Origin of the sequence: Enterococcus casseliflavus NBRC 100478 (assembly GCF_001544095.1) — a bacterium.
Classification (GTDB): Bacteria; Bacillota; Bacilli; order Lactobacillales; family Enterococcaceae; genus Enterococcus_D; species Enterococcus_D casseliflavus.
On record NZ_BCPT01000018.1, the window covers coordinates 39542 to 54059 of the forward strand.

Sequence of the window (14518 nt, forward strand, 5' to 3'; positions counted from 1 at the left end):
AAACTAGGACTTTTGAGAAATTCTCGCCCTAGTTTTAACGGTGATGGATATGTTCGAATGTTTTTTGCAAAATATCCACAACATGTTTGTCATCAAGACTATAAAGGATGGTTTTTCCTTGTCTTTCCGACTTTACGATCCGATTATCTTTCAAAAGTTTCAGCTGATGAGAAACTGCTGATTGTTCCATATGTACTTGTTCTGCAATCGAAGTGACATTGCGCTCTCCTTCTTGAAGAGACAACAAAATTTTTAGTCTAGTGGGATCACTAAGCATTTTAAAAATCTGTGTTACTTGCTGAATTTCTTCTAGTTTCGGCGTAGTCATCGCGCCACATCCTCTCTTATTTCCTTTTGCATTTTAGCCCTTGATAGACAGCTTGTCAATCAATGCTCGACGATCAAGGAGAAGAAACGAGCTAAAAGACAAGAATAGATCCAAGCGTCAGAAAATTCCCTTTAGAAGCTTCGGTCCCTCAACACCTGTTTGCTGAGGGAAGCGAACGCTTCTTTTTCTACCACTCGGATCATTCAGTCAATTGCAATTTTTTTGATTATGAAGACATCAGATGACTTTATTCACCTGTGATTTCTTCGATCGCTGCTTGCAGATCAGCAATTTTTTGTTCTGCTGCTTCTGCCGTATCGCCTTTTACACCAATATAAAACTTGATTTTAGGTTCGGTCCCAGAAGGACGAACAGCAATCCAGCTTTCATCTTCCAAGGTGTATTTCAAAACATCAGAAGGCGGTGTGGTCATTTTTTGTTGGTGACCATCTAAGCCCACACGAGTCAACAATTTAAAGTCTTCTGTTTGCACGACAGGGGTTCCTGAGAAGACGGAAGGTGCTTTTTCACGGAAAGTCTTCATCAAGGCAGCAATCTTAGTTGCCCCTTCCATGCCGCTCATCGTTACAGAAATCGTTTTTTCTGCATAGTAGCCGTACTCTTCAAAAATATCTTGCAGACCATCATACAATGTTTTGTCTGATTGTTTGTAAAAAGCAGCCACTTCTGCTAATAAAACGAGCGCTTGGATCGCGTCCTTGTCCCGTACGAATGGTTTAACTAAGTAGCCATAGCTTTCTTCAAAGCCAAACATGAAAGTTTGAGAATGGTCTGTTTCAAATTGTTGGATTTTTTCGGCAATAAATTTAAAGCCAGTTAAAACATTGATCATATCAACATCGTAGGATTTAGCGATCGCTGTTGGCAATTCACTAGAAACGATCGATTTTAAGACTGCTGCATTTTCTGGCAATGTTCCAGCTGTTTTATGGGCTTCTAGAATGTAACGGATCATCAATGCACCTAACTGGTTACCTGTCAAGACTTGGTAGTTGCCATCTGGCATTCTTACTGCAGCCCCTAAGCGATCGGCATCTGGATCTGTTGCGATCAATAGATCAGCACCTTCTTTTTCTCCTAAAGCAATCGCATATTCAAAGGCAGAGTGCTCTTCTGGATTCGGTGATTTTACTGTACTGAAGTTTGGATCAGCAACCGCTTGTGAAGGTTCAATAATGAATTGTTGGAAACCAGCTTGTTTCAACGCTTTCTCGCCAAGCATCCGCCCTGTTCCGTGAAGTGGTGTATAGACAAGTTTCAAATCTTTGCCCACCGTATCGATCAATTCTTGATCGATCGTGACTTCTTTGATTTCTTTCAGATAGGCAGTATCGATTTCTTCGCCAATAATAGAGATCAAGCCGCTGTTTTTGGCTTCTTCTTCACTTAATACAGGGATCTCCAACGGATTTTCAATTTCCCGAACAAATTTTGTCAATGCATCCGCATCTGCTGGTGGCATTTGCCCACCATCTTCCCCATATACTTTGTAGCCATTGTATTCGGCTGGATTGTGAGAAGCAGTGATCATGATTCCAGTAAAGGTTTTTAAGTAACGCACAGCAAAAGATAATTCTGGCGTCGGACGTAAGCTTTCAAAGACAAAGGCTGGAATATCATGTTTTGCCAATGTTTTTGCTGCTTCCATCGCGAACTCAGGTGAAAAATGACGGGAATCATAGGCAATCGCTACGCCACGACGTCTTGTTTCGGGATCTTGTGTATCCATAAAGCGAGCCAAGCCTTCCGTTGCTTGACGAATCGTATAAATGTTCATCCGATTGATACCAGGTCCTAAAATCCCTCGCATGCCAGCAGTCCCAAATTCCAAAGGCATATAAAAAGCGTCTTCTAACATCGCAGGATCTGCTTCTAATGCGGTCAGTTGTTCTTTTAATTGTGGATCTAAGTGTTCACTGTTTTTCCATTGATTAAATGTTTGTTCCCATGCCATAAAATAACCTCTCCTTTTTCCGTTAAAATGCTCTAAAATTAGTATAACACTACTTACAGATTTCTCAAAGAATAACCAAACGAAAAATAAAAAAAGCTGCTATCAAAAGTGATTGACACTTTAAAAATAACAGCTAATTCCATTAGATTATTTTGTTAATTGAGCATCCTTTTGTGTTTCAATAAAATCAAACACTTGTTGACCAGCAATACTGCCATCGCCGACTGCCGTTGTGATTTGACGCAAGCCTTTTTCACGAACATCGCCAATCGCGTAAACACCAGGAATTGAAGTTTCCATCTGATCATTTGTTAAGATCCAGCCAGCATCATTCGTGATACCGCTAGCTTTGAATGGTTCTGTCAACGGATCTAAACCAACATAGATAAAGACACCGCCAGCAGCTTCTTCTGTCACTTCATCCGTTTTTACGTTTCTGATTTGCACGCCAGTTACGACCATCTCATTGCCTTTGATTTCTTCCACAACAGAATCCCAAACAAAAGAGATTTTCTCGTTGGCAAATGCGCGGTCTTGGATGATTTTTTGTGCTCGTAATTCATCACGACGGTGAACGATCGTTACTTCAGAAGCAAATTGCGTTAAGTAGATCGCTTCTTCGACTGCTGAGTCGCCTCCACCAACAACGATCAAGCGTTTGTTACGGAAAAAGGCACCGTCACAAACCGCACAGTATGAAACTCCGCGTCCTGCGAATTCTTCTTCGCCTTTGACGCCTAACTTTCTATGTACACATCCTGTGGCAATGATGACTGTTTTCCCTTGATAGGTTTTGTCTTCGGTGGCAACTTCTTTGAACTCACCTTGATCCGTGATGCTTTGAACGATCCCATAGGCATTTTCAACACCAAATTTAATGGCACCTTCATACATTTTAAATGCTAATTCAGGGCCTAAGATTGATTCGAAGCCAGGATAGTTTTCAACCTCAGCCGTATTGTTCATTTGTCCGCCAGGTGCTCCTCGTTCAATCATTAGTACTGATAAATTCGATCTTGACGCATAAAGCGCTGCTGTCATCCCCGCAGGGCCTGCGCCGATGATAATTACATCATACATATATTTCCCTCCAATTTGGACTACCCATACTTTACTTTCAAAAGCAAATTCTTTCAACTCATCTGCTTACAAAAAATAATAAGATATTCCTGCTTTTACTTTTGAAAATTACATTGACTTTCTTTTCAATTTTTGTAAAATTTTCACGATACGTCTATTATATAGAAAATAAGGAGTCCTTACAATTGAATAAGAAAAAACTTTTAGGAAAATCAGACCGTGAACTGATTTTTCTCAGCTGGCCGATTTTTGTTGAGCTATTTTTGCGGGTCGTTATTGGGAATGTCAACGTTTGGATGATTTCTCATTATTCCGAGCCAGCAGTAGCGGCCGTCAGTGCTGCCAATCAACTATTGAATTTAACGGTCTTTATTTACGGTTTCATCACCGTGGGTACTCAGATCATTATCGCACAATTGATTGGTGCGAAAAAACGCGACCAGATACCGAAAGTCATCAATACCGCTCTTTTTGGGTCATTGTTCATCGGGATTTTGATCAGCTTGATGTTCCTTTTCGGCTCAACCTACCTTTTGCGATTCATGGGCTTAGATGCTGAATTAGTTGCTTTAGGTCATGGATACTTACAAGTATATGGCGGAAGTCTGTTCCTTTCATCGATCACGGCGGTCATAATTGCTGTCATGCGTAGCCACAGTTTCACAAAACCTGCGTTATTGGTACCGATGTTTGCTAGTATCCTAGCCGTCATTGGCAATTACGTTGTCTTATACAGCCCCTTTGGTTTACCGAATTTCGGTGTGACTGGATTGGCATTTTCTAGCGTCTTTGGTAATTCGATCGGTTTACTAATTGCCGCCATGTTGCTGAAGAAACATGTGAATTTTTCTGTTTTATCTGCCCGTTTCTCGAATGTCTCTTGGGGCGTGATGAAAAACATTTTGACTTACGGATTGCCTTCTTCTGGCGAGTCTCTTTCCTATCAAGGAGCGCAAGTCGTAGTGACGATGATCGTGGCTCAACTAGGTGCAAGTGTCTTGATTGCAAAATCTTACGTAACAGCTATCACCCAATTTGTTTATTTGATCGCCTCCGCATTGAGTCAAGGGAATCAAATCATGATTGGACGCAATGTCGGTGCGGGTGAATTCGATCGCGCGCATCAGCGAGGCGTGCGCACGATGGTGATCGGGATCATCGCCTCGGTAACGATCTGCTTATTGACCTATCTATTTATTGAACCGATCATGGGGATCTTTACTTCCAATACCGAAGTAATCGAGATTGCTAAAGGTGTCTTTTTAGTAGAGATCGTCTTAGAAACAGCGCGTGCAGTCAATATGATCCTAGTTGGTTCATTAAATGCAAGTGGTGACGTGAAGTTCCCATTGATCTGCAGCCTAATTGTTCTATGGGTCATCAGCTTACCGTTTTCCTACTCACTGGCCATCGTCTTTAAATTTGGCTTGATCGGCGTTTGGATCGCTTATGCCATTGACGAAGCATTGCGCAGTGTCTTAATGATCTATCGCTGGCATTCTGGGGTATGGAAAACTAAATCTGTCGTTCATCCACAAGAAGCAGAACCTGAAGTCTTACCAGAAGCATAATAAGAGTCCAGTGGTCCCAACGGCCGCTGGATTTTTTGTTTTTTATAAGAAATAAAATGCGCCAAGAAGTTTGCTTGGTTTTTTTGAAGACTTTGCTCTATACTTATCTCAGAAACTATCGACTATGATTTACATTAAAAGGAGCGTTTGCTATGTCAATCTATGACTACCAAGCAACATTAGAAAACGGCGAAACTTATTCGCTAGCAAACTACGAAGGTCAACCGCTGGTGATCGTCAATACAGCTACAAAGTGCGGGTTGAGCCCGCAGTTCAAAGAATTACAAAGTCTTTATGAAACCTATAAAGACCAAGGGTTGGTCGTTCTAGGGTTTCCTTCTGACCAGTTCAAACAAGAAGTCGGCTCAGCCGAAGAAGCCGCAGCCGCTTGCCGAACCACCTATGGTGTTGATTTTCCGATGCACAAGTTAACTGTGATCAATGGCAAAGACGCAGATCCCTTGTTTCGCTATTTGGAAGCAGAAGCACCAGGTACATTAGGCAAAGCCATTAAATGGAATTTCACGAAATTCTTGGTGGACCGCCAAGGTAAAGTCGTGGAGCGTTTTGCTCCACAAACCAATCCTCAAAAAATGATTCCAGAGATTGAAAAAGTTCTTTAAAAAATGAATAAAGGCGACCTTAAGGACAAAACATGTCATGCTTAAGGTCGCCTTTTTTTGTAATTGCTGCAACGCAAGCCTTTTACAGCACTCTCATTGTCGTTTATCAATAATCTCTGAACAGCCATTTCTACTTATACAAATCATTCGTTTCAATAGTTTTTAAAAAGACTTTAAAAAAACTGCAGTCGATCTACTTAGATTTCTCTAAGGGATCCACTGCAGCTTCTTATAATTAGTTATTCGATAAATCTTCACCGTTTGAAGCAATCACTTGTTTGTACCAATCAAATGATTTTTTCTTTGTTCGTTTCAAGGTGCCGTTTCCTTCATTGTCACGGTCCACATAAATGAAACCATAGCGTTTTTTCATTTCACCTGTTCCAGCTGAAACTAAATCGATACAACCCCAAGTCGTGTAACCCAATAAGTCGACACCATCTTGTTCAACCGCATCTTTCATTGCTTGAATATGCTCTGCCAAGTATTGGATCCGGTAGTCATCTTCCACATAGCCATCTGCATCTGGTGTATCCACAGCTCCTAAGCCGTTTTCAACGATAAACAATGGTTTTTGGTAGCGATCATAAATGTCATTCATTGTGATGCGCAAACCAAGTGGATCAATCTGCCACCCCCACTCACTTGCTTCCAAGTATGGGTTTTTCACAGAGGCAAAAATATTGCCAGCAGTTTGTTCTAATAATTCAGCGTCCGTGGTTGATACGCGGGAAGAATAGTAAGAGAAGGAAATAAAGTCTACGGTGTGAGCTTTCAACAGCTCAAGGTCGCCTTCTTCCATTTTGATTTCGATCCCATTACGTTCCATTTCTTTCAGCGCATATTGTGGATATTCCCCACGTGATTGAACATCAATAAAGAAATAGTTTTCGCGATCTGCTTTGCGTGATTCCCAGACATCTTCTGGTTTGCTTGTATATGGATAGTATGCGCCAGCAGCTAACATACAGCCTACTTTGTTCTCAGGATCGACTTCATGAGCGATTTTCGTTGCGATCGCAGAGGCCAATAGCTCATGGTGAGCCGCTTGGTATTTCACTTGCTCAACGTTATCGCCTTCTTCAAAGTAAAGACCTGCTCCCATAAATGGCGCATGGAGAATCATGTTGATTTCGTTGAAGGTCAACCAGTATTTTACTAATCCTTTGTAACGGTTGAAAATCACGTTACACAAGTTTTCATAGAATCCGACCAATTCACGAGAACGCCATGCCCCGTATTTTTCAACTAAATGCATTGGGCAATCAAAGTGAGTGATCGTTACTAATGGTTCGATCCCATATTTGTGGCATTCTTTGAAAAGATCTTCATAGAACTTCAAGCCGTCTTCATTTGGTTCTGTTTCATCCCCTTTAGGGAAAATCCGACTCCAAGCGATCGACAAACGGTAGGTTTTAAAGCCCATTTCGCCAAATAGCGCGATGTCTTCTTTGTAGCGATGATACATATCGATCGCTTCTTTTGCTGGGTAGAAATGTTCGTCATCAAAATCGAACATTTTCATTTGACCAGTAATGACTGGAAAACGATCTTTGCCGATCGGTACCACGTCAACGTTTGCCAAGCCGCGTCCGCCTTCTTGGTAGCCTCCTTCACATTGATTGGCAGCTGTTGCGCCGCCCCATAAAAAGTCTTTTCTAAATGCCATGTTTCTTTCCTACTTTCTCTTTATTTAACTAGTTCGCGATCAAGTTCGCGGGCTACTTCATCTTGTACTTCTACGCCTTCTTTTTCAAGACGTGCGATCGTTTCCTTAAATTTAGGCAAGTGATCTTTGTGGGCAATAAACAGTTCGTCCATGACACGTTTTGCCGTATCACCTGATGGAACCAATGGGTTGATGGTGAAGGCTTGTAATGCGATATTGTAATCCCCCGTCACAGCTGCTTCGATCGTTAATAATTCCATTGCTTTCATTACCTGTAACCAACCTTTTTCAGCTGTCGGTAACTCACCAAAGGCAACATTTCTAGCCCCTTGTCCGCCAACGTAAGCTGTTACTTCGACTACGCAATCGGCAGGAAGATCTGGAACGGCGCCTTCATTTTTGGTTGAAACGACAATTTGGGTATTTTTATTAGCATAAATGGAAGCAATCGTTTCACACGCTGCATCTGAGTAGTAAGCACCACCACGTTTTTGCAGCTGTTCTGGTTTATGATCCAATTCAGGATCTTTGTACAACTCAAACAATTCGGCTTCGGTTTGTTTCACTTGCTGTGCGCGTGTACCGACAGTCTTGTACTCTTCGATCGCATGATTCAACATTTCTTCTTGACGATAGTAATAACGGTGATACCCGCAAGGAATCATCTTCATTTGTTCCAGCTGTTCTTTGTAAAATGGTACATCAAAGATATTCTTCGGTAAGCCATTGTCTTCTTCATACATTTTATCAATAATGTCCATCGTAACGTCATTGCCGTGTGAGTCGGTAACTTTGTGCCAGTGAAAGTGGTTCAATCCTGCAAATTTGTAAATCAATTCGTCAGGTTCTTTGCCAAGCAACGCAGGTTCAACCATCGTTGCCATGACAGGCACGTTACACAACCCGATGACTTTGTCCCATTTTCCGTAACGCACGATTGCTTCAGTCACCATACCGCTTGGATTCGCAAAGTTGATCAACCAGGCATCGGGACACAAGCGTTTCATGTCTTCAACGATTTCAAGAATGATTGGAACCGTACGAAACGCTTTGAACATACCACCAGGGCCGTTGGTTTCTTGACCAATCATGCCGTAATAGGCAGGAATTCGTTCATCTTTGATACGGGCATTCAGCAATCCTACTCGGAATTGAGTCGTAACGAAATCAGCATCTTTTAACGCTTCTTCTCGATCCAATGTCATGTGGATTTTTACATCGTAGGGTGACGCATCCCACATCCGTTGTGCCATCGCACCAACGATTGCTAATTTTTCTTTTCCTGCTTCGATATCTACTAGCCAAATCTCACGAATCGGCAATTCTTCATAGCGTTTGATAAAGCCTTCCATTAACTCCGGGGTATAGCTGCTGCCGCCACCAATGGTTGCAATTTTAATTCCTTTTGTCATTGTATTGCTCCTTTGCTATTTTATTTACATTCTTATTATCATTCATAAAAACATTTGATTCAATGTAAATAGCATATTTAGAAAAAGCGTTTGCAAATCTCGCTTCTTCTTGCAGATGTTTTGTAAAAAAGATTTACAAAGAGCATCAAATAAGGAATAATTAGGATGTAAACGATTCGCTAAGTACTGAATAAAAACGAATTTCTGTAAAAACCATTTACAAATAATCATAAAAAAATGTAAAAAGGAGCATATATACCATGTTGTTACAAGAAAAAATGCGCCAAATCAAACTAGCACCCGCTGAACGATCGTTGATTGATTATTTATTAGCCAATCCGACCGCAATGGCGGATCAAACCATCAAGGAATTATCTGAAAAAACCTATGTTCATCCTTCTACTTTTATTCGGATCGCCAAAAAATTAGGCTTCAATGGTTGGCTCGACTTAAAAACGGCCTTTGTGGAAGAGCAAACTTATATGAGCAGCCATTTTACCGATGTGGATGCGAACTTTCCCTTCTCTTCCCATGACGGGATTATGACCATCGCCAAAAAGTTGGCAAAGCTTGAACAAACAACGATTGAAGATACGCTTTCCTTGATCCATCATGATGAATTACAAAAAGCGAAACAATCGTTGCTCAATGCCAACCATATCAGGATTTTCGCCAGCAATGCCAACACCTTGATTTCTCAAGACTTTGTTTTGAAGATGCGGCGTTTAGGAAAAAGTATCCACGTCTGCGATACCTTCGGCGAAAGTGCCTATGAGGCATCCAACTGTACCTCCGATACGACCGCGATTTTGATTTCTTACACAGGTGAAAACAAAATGGTTAAAGAAATCGGTAAGATCCTCGCCGAACGGCAGGTCTCCATCATTGGGATGACCAGTATTGGCGAGAATGCGTTAGCGAAATTAAGCGATTGTGTCTTAAATATCACAACAAGAGAAAGGCTTTATTCAAAGATTGCGAATTTTACGATCAATACCTCGGTTTGCTACTTGCTAGATTTGTTGTATGCAGTCGCCTTTTCGGAACATTATGAGAAAAATCTGCAGCATTTGATCGATATTGGGATGGCGTATGATAAGCGCCCCACTTCATCAACGATAATCGCTGAACCAACCTATGATAAAAACCTTCATTATAAGGACTCACTGTTTCCCAATTAAATGACTGTCAAAAAGCGATCGCGCCTTCACGACCGATCGCTTTTATCCTTATATAGCAGTTTTGCAGGTAAACATTTCCTAAACTAAAGCCGTGATCAAATCATCGGAACAACCAACTTCTCGTTTGTCAGACTCGATGATATCCAAATAATCCGCTGAGTTGGTCACTAGCACTGGGGTCTCAATATTGAATCCTGCTTTGATCAATGCATCTTTATCAAAGCTGATCAATTTTTGTCCACGAGTGACTTTATCGCCTTGCTTCACATGCGCTTCAAAGAACTCACCATTCAATTGAACAGTATCCAAACCAATATGGATCAAAAGTTCTAAACCATTCTCAGAAATCAACCCGATGGCATGTTTGGTTGGGAACAATGTCATCACAGTACCATCAAAAGGAGCCACAACTTCGCCTTTTGAAGGATGGATCAGGATGCCTTTTCCTAGCACTCCTTGAGCAAAGGCTTCATCTTTGGCACTGCTTAGTGGCGCGATCGTTCCTTCTACTGGAGAAGTGATCACTTCTTTTCGAACAGTCATCGCTGGTTGTCCTTCTGCGATTTCTTCTTCCACTGCATCATCTTTCCAGAAAGCCATGGTCAAACCAAAGCCAATCGCTGCAGCGATCAAGATTCCGAAGACAGAGAACCACATGCCACTAGCGTCGCCTTCTGGAGTGATATAGTTGAAAATGCCAAAGACCCCTAACCCACCAGAGGTGTAACTCGTTGTTCCATTGATCATCAAGAAGGCACCTGCGACCGCACCACCGATCATTGAGTAGAAGAATGGCATTTTTTTCGGTAACGTGATCCCATAAATCGCTGGCTCCGTTACACCGAAAAGCCCTGAGATAATAGCTGGTGGACATAGTGCTTTCAGTTTTTTATCTTTCAGTTTAAAGTACATCGCCATCACTACGGCTGTTTGAGCAAAGCTGGCACCAAACGTAGCTACCAAAATCTGACTATAACCAAGTTGCGTGATTTGCATAATGTGAAGCGGAACAACTGACCAGTGAAGACCGAAAATAACCAATACTTGCCAGAAGAAACCTAGCAACAAGCCATAGGCAACTGGTGAGAAGTCCATCAACGCTTCAAATCCTGAGCTCAAAAGATCCGTCAACATACTGATTACAGGTCCAATCACCAAAAACCCAATTGGCAATGCAATCAAGAGAACCAAGAACGGCACTAAGAACGTTTGGACAACAGAAGGAATGATTTTTTTCGCAAGTTTTTGAACTTGTGCAGCAAAGGCAATGATAAAGATGACCGGCACCACACTGCTAGTATACGTTGCGCCAACCCACGGAATTCCTAAAAACGTTTCGTACGCAGGCAAGCCTAACAAGCTATACGGTGCAGCAGCTCCCTCGCCAGCCCCTGCAAGAAATGTGGCTTGCAAAGCAGATCCTTGAATCGTTGGGTAACAAAGCGCTGACCCGATCACGATTCCCACCATTGGATTTAAGCGAAACTTTTTCGCTGACGTATACCCTAAAATCACTGGCATAAACATGAAGATCGAATCGCCGATCGCATTGAACATCACGTAGGTACCTGTCGTCGTTGTATAATCGATCAAGCCTGTTGTACCAATAAAAAGCAACAGTGCGTTTAGTCCTTTGATCATCCCCGCCGCACACAAAGCCCCTAAGAAAGGTTGGAAGCAGCCGCTCAAAATATCGATCAAACGATCAAACAAGTTGCCACCTGAAGCTGTTTCTTCAGCATCACCACTGATTCCTGCTACATCGATCACTTCTGCATAGACATCAGGTACATGGTTTCCGATAACCACCTGGTATTGACCGCCACTCTTCATGACCGTCACGACCCCATCCATGTTCTTTAAGACTTCATCATTTGCGACGCCTTCATCCTTTAATTGAAAACGCAGGCGTGTGATACAATGCGTCAAGCTATTGATGTTCTCTTTCCCACCAACATTTGCTACGATTTTTTCTGCTAATTCACGATATTTTCCCATTTTTGATTCCTCCAATTTTTTTGTATTGAAGGTTTAGCCAACTGAATGTCACTATCCAAAATGTTTTCTTTTTTTGATTTCTTGCTACATGGTCAGATGCCTTGAAGCTGATGTTTGATAAGAATCATTGCGAAGAAATTTTTCTTTTTCGACACCTTCTCATGAATCAAAAAATCCTTCTCCTTTCTTGTTTTTTTTCAATCAACGATTTTTTTGCACAAGTCTGGCAATATGAATCGTTAAATACAAACTTTCGTCACTGGACATTTGATACTGATACTGATTTTCTAATAGCTCAGCGATTTTTTGTACGCATTGATACGCATTTCGATACTTCACTTTGACCATAGCCAAAAGATCTTCATCGGTTTCATCCACATGAGTAGTATGGTTTTGCATTCTTGAGACAAAAAATTTCAAATGCGTAGTGAAGCGATAAAAATAAACGGACTCTTCATCAAAGGTTGTTTTGAAAAAATATTTAACAATGTTAATAATGTCTTGCATCGTTTGGGTTAGTTCAGCAATATTGCCTTGGTCACCATTCTCAGTTTGCGCATTGACGAGATGCAGAGCAATAAAGCCAGCTTCGTCATCTGGCAGCTGAATCCCGTAATGTTCTTTGATTTTCTCTACTGTTTTGCAGCCTATTTGGTACTCATCGGGGAAAAAACGCTTGATATCCCACAATAAGACATTTTTGACTGTCATTCCTTTTTTCGATCGTTCAATGGCACAGTGCATGTGATCCGTCAACGAGATGTAAATGGAATCATTGATTGGGGATGACAATTCTCGCCGAGCATACTCAATGATCTCATTGGATAATTCAAGATATTCCAATGGTAAGTCAGCAAGCAGCTCTTGAAATTGAGATAAGATCGTCTGATTTTCTAAGCGATACACTTTATCGACCGTTTCTGAAGAAATTTCATCTCCCACTTTTTTCTTAAATGCAATCCCCCGCCCCATAACAATAATCTCGTTTTGACTTTGATCGGTAGTGATCACAACATTATTGTTTAACACTTTACTGATTTTCATGTCCTACCCCCACTTACTTTATCATTGCGGATATGGTTCATTGCTTGTCTTTATTGCTGAGCCAACAGTCAACACAGAAAAAACCTCATGAAAGCAGCGCAAATACCGCAGCTTCATCAGGTTTAGCTTGTTAAAAATCAACAATCACTATCCATTAGAACCAGTTTTATTATCTTTATCATAGCAAAGGTAGAAAGCGCTGTCAATCGTTGTTCGTTATTTTTACTGACACCTAATACGAATCTATTGATCGTTTCTTAAATACACGAGCGATCAATTTTTATTCATTCTTATCTTAGATAAAGACAAAACCCTTAGCGAACGAAAAAAACGCTCCCCAAAGACTTGACTGATCAGTCTAATCTTTGGGGAGCCGGCTATGGTGTCATTTGTTTCTTGTTTTTCAAAAAAACCTAATCATCTTGTTTACGATAATTTTTTTTGATGTAGGGCTGGTTTTCTTGGTTCATACGGATAACGATCTTATCAAAACTATTGTCACTCACTTGTGTCGAACCATTCATTTTGATTTTTGGCTGTACTTCGATCACCTTTGGTTTATACTGCATTTTCCCTTTTGAGATCCGCTTGACTAAGAGTTCAGCAGCTTGCGAACCAATCTCATACGACGGTTTTTCAATCACAGACATTTCATGATGATAAAGTTTGTTCCAGCCTAAATCATCATAGCCCCCGATCGCAACATCTTCTGGAATCCGTAAACCCAAGCTATAGATCACATGGATCAACGCAAACATCAACTCACTGTTTTCAGCTAGTATTGCTAAACGATAGCCTTGATTTTTTTTCAACAATTCGTTTAGTGATTCCTTACACGCGTCAAATGCCGCTTGTGTTTCTTCGATCTCAAATGCTAATTGTTCAGGATTTCTTACTGCGATTTTAGAACTTTCCAAAAAAAGAGCGAGCTTTTTCTTCCGACTAGGCGTTGTGAGCGGTGGTGTAAAGTAAGCGACTCGATCAAAGCCTTCTGAATAAATACGTTGAATCATCTCGGCCGTCGCTTTTTCATTATCAACGATGACTGTATCAATCATCACTTCTTCGATCGTGCAATCAGCCAGCACGATCTTGACCTTTTGCTCAGTCAAGCTTTTCACGAATGCTTCGTCCTGATTCGACGACAGAATCAGCCCTTCCACTTGACGGTCGATCAACGCTTGAATTTGATCCTGCTGAGAAATATTTTTGTGATCGGTTTCAACAAGAATCACCTGAAAAGATTTTCGTATACAATAATCATTGACGCCTCGAACTAAAGCTGCTACTTCCGGGATCATGATATTGCTGACAACGATGCCGATCAATCCCGTTTTATTGTTTTTCAACCCCTGTGCTAGCGCATTTGGACGGTATTCAAGCTCTTCGATCACTTCTTCGATGCGCTTTTTTGTCTCTGCTGACATAAATTCATATTTGCCATTCAAATATCTAGAAACGGTGGTTTTTGAAACATTTGCTTTTTCTGACACCATCTTAATGGTGATTTTCTCATTTGCCATTCAATCCACGCCTTGCTTTTTGCTGTTGGTCAATTATATCATGGAACCCTTGAAAAATGAACAAGGACCGATTTCGTTCCACATGGACTGTCCTATCTCAATAGTGACGGATCG

11 protein-coding genes are annotated in these 14518 nt (G+C 41.2%); 3 read left to right on the forward strand and 8 right to left on the reverse strand.

Annotated elements, in window-relative coordinates:
• Positions 1-34: 34 nt before the first annotated feature.
• From ECA1_RS13840 to trxB, 3 genes are all read right to left on the reverse strand, one after another.
• Complete coding sequence (locus ECA1_RS13840; RefSeq protein WP_005225828.1) at positions 35-328, reverse strand: ArsR/SmtB family transcription factor; 294 nt, start codon at positions 326-328, stop codon at positions 35-37.
• Positions 329-575: 247 nt separating this feature from the next.
• The gene (locus tag ECA1_RS13845; protein WP_060792792.1) at positions 576-2303 is read right to left on the reverse strand and encodes a phospho-sugar mutase; all 1728 of its coding nucleotides are present in this window, start codon (positions 2301-2303) and stop codon (positions 576-578) included.
• Positions 2304-2450: 147 nt separating this feature from the next.
• A complete protein-coding gene (trxB, locus tag ECA1_RS13850) occupies positions 2451-3383 on the reverse strand; it encodes a thioredoxin-disulfide reductase (protein ID WP_060792793.1) in 933 nt (310 codons plus the stop codon).
• Between the two features lie 185 nt (positions 3384-3568).
• On the opposite strand from trxB, the gene ECA1_RS13855 reads away from it, so the two are divergent.
• Both ECA1_RS13855 and ECA1_RS13860 read left to right on the forward strand, forming a co-directional pair.
• Positions 3569-4954, forward strand: coding sequence for an MATE family efflux transporter (locus ECA1_RS13855; protein WP_060792794.1), 1386 nt, complete (start codon positions 3569-3571; stop codon positions 4952-4954).
• 152 nt (positions 4955-5106) lie between these two features.
• Positions 5107-5577 (forward strand): glutathione peroxidase, encoded by a 471-nt coding sequence (locus ECA1_RS13860; RefSeq protein ID WP_005225824.1) that lies wholly within the window; start codon positions 5107-5109, stop codon positions 5575-5577.
• A gap of 235 nt (positions 5578-5812) precedes the next feature.
• Here ECA1_RS13860 and ECA1_RS13865 read toward each other — a convergent pair whose 3' ends face one another.
• Complete coding sequence (locus ECA1_RS13865; protein ID WP_008378424.1) at positions 5813-7246, reverse strand: 6-phospho-beta-glucosidase; 1434 nt, start codon at positions 7244-7246, stop codon at positions 5813-5815.
• A gap of 20 nt (positions 7247-7266) precedes the next feature.
• Entirely contained in the window at positions 7267-8658 is a 1392-nt protein-coding gene (locus tag ECA1_RS13870) for a 6-phospho-beta-glucosidase (RefSeq protein ID WP_005225822.1), read from the reverse strand.
• Positions 8659-8918: 260 nt separating this feature from the next.
• Between ECA1_RS13870 and ECA1_RS13875 the strand changes: the two genes are divergently transcribed.
• Positions 8919-9839, forward strand: coding sequence for a MurR/RpiR family transcriptional regulator (locus tag ECA1_RS13875; protein WP_060792795.1), 921 nt, complete (start codon positions 8919-8921; stop codon positions 9837-9839).
• Between the two features lie 78 nt (positions 9840-9917).
• Here the strand turns inward: ECA1_RS13875 and ECA1_RS13880 are convergent, their stop codons facing one another.
• The 3 genes from ECA1_RS13880 to ECA1_RS13890 form a co-directional block, all read right to left on the reverse strand.
• Entirely contained in the window at positions 9918-11837 is a 1920-nt protein-coding gene (locus ECA1_RS13880; RefSeq protein WP_060792796.1) for a beta-glucoside-specific PTS transporter subunit IIABC, read from the reverse strand.
• Positions 11838-12038: 201 nt separating this feature from the next.
• Positions 12039-12881, reverse strand: coding sequence for a BglG family transcription antiterminator LicT (gene licT / locus ECA1_RS13885; RefSeq protein WP_005225819.1), 843 nt, complete (start codon positions 12879-12881; stop codon positions 12039-12041).
• A gap of 413 nt (positions 12882-13294) precedes the next feature.
• Positions 13295-14404, reverse strand: a complete 1110-nt coding sequence (locus ECA1_RS13890; protein WP_060792797.1) for a LacI family DNA-binding transcriptional regulator — start codon at positions 14402-14404, stop codon at positions 13295-13297.
• Positions 14405-14518: the final 114 nt, after the last annotated feature.

Excerpts from the sequence above, each read along its gene's own strand:
- ECA1_RS13865 (WP_008378424.1), bottom strand. The coding sequence starts at position 7,246 with ATGGCATTTAGAAAAGACTTTTTATGGGGCGGCGCAACAGCTGCCAAT.
- trxB (WP_060792793.1), bottom strand. The coding sequence starts at position 3,383 with ATGTATGATGTAATTATCATCGGCGCAGGCCCTGCGGGGATGACAGCA.
- ECA1_RS13845 (WP_060792792.1), bottom strand. The coding sequence starts at position 2,303 with ATGGCATGGGAACAAACATTTAATCAATGGAAAAACAGTGAACACTTA.
- ECA1_RS13875 (WP_060792795.1), top strand. The coding sequence starts at position 8,919 with ATGTTGTTACAAGAAAAAATGCGCCAAATCAAACTAGCACCCGCTGAA.
- ECA1_RS13860 (WP_005225824.1), top strand. The coding sequence starts at position 5,107 with ATGTCAATCTATGACTACCAAGCAACATTAGAAAACGGCGAAACTTAT.
- ECA1_RS13880 (WP_060792796.1), bottom strand. The coding sequence starts at position 11,837 with ATGGGAAAATATCGTGAATTAGCAGAAAAAATCGTAGCAAATGTTGGT.
- licT (WP_005225819.1), bottom strand. The coding sequence starts at position 12,881 with ATGAAAATCAGTAAAGTGTTAAACAATAATGTTGTGATCACTACCGAT.
- ECA1_RS13870 (WP_005225822.1), bottom strand. The coding sequence starts at position 8,658 with ATGACAAAAGGAATTAAAATTGCAACCATTGGTGGCGGCAGCAGCTAT.
- ECA1_RS13890 (WP_060792797.1), bottom strand. The coding sequence starts at position 14,404 with ATGGCAAATGAGAAAATCACCATTAAGATGGTGTCAGAAAAAGCAAAT.
- ECA1_RS13840 (WP_005225828.1), bottom strand. The coding sequence starts at position 328 with ATGACTACGCCGAAACTAGAAGAAATTCAGCAAGTAACACAGATTTTT.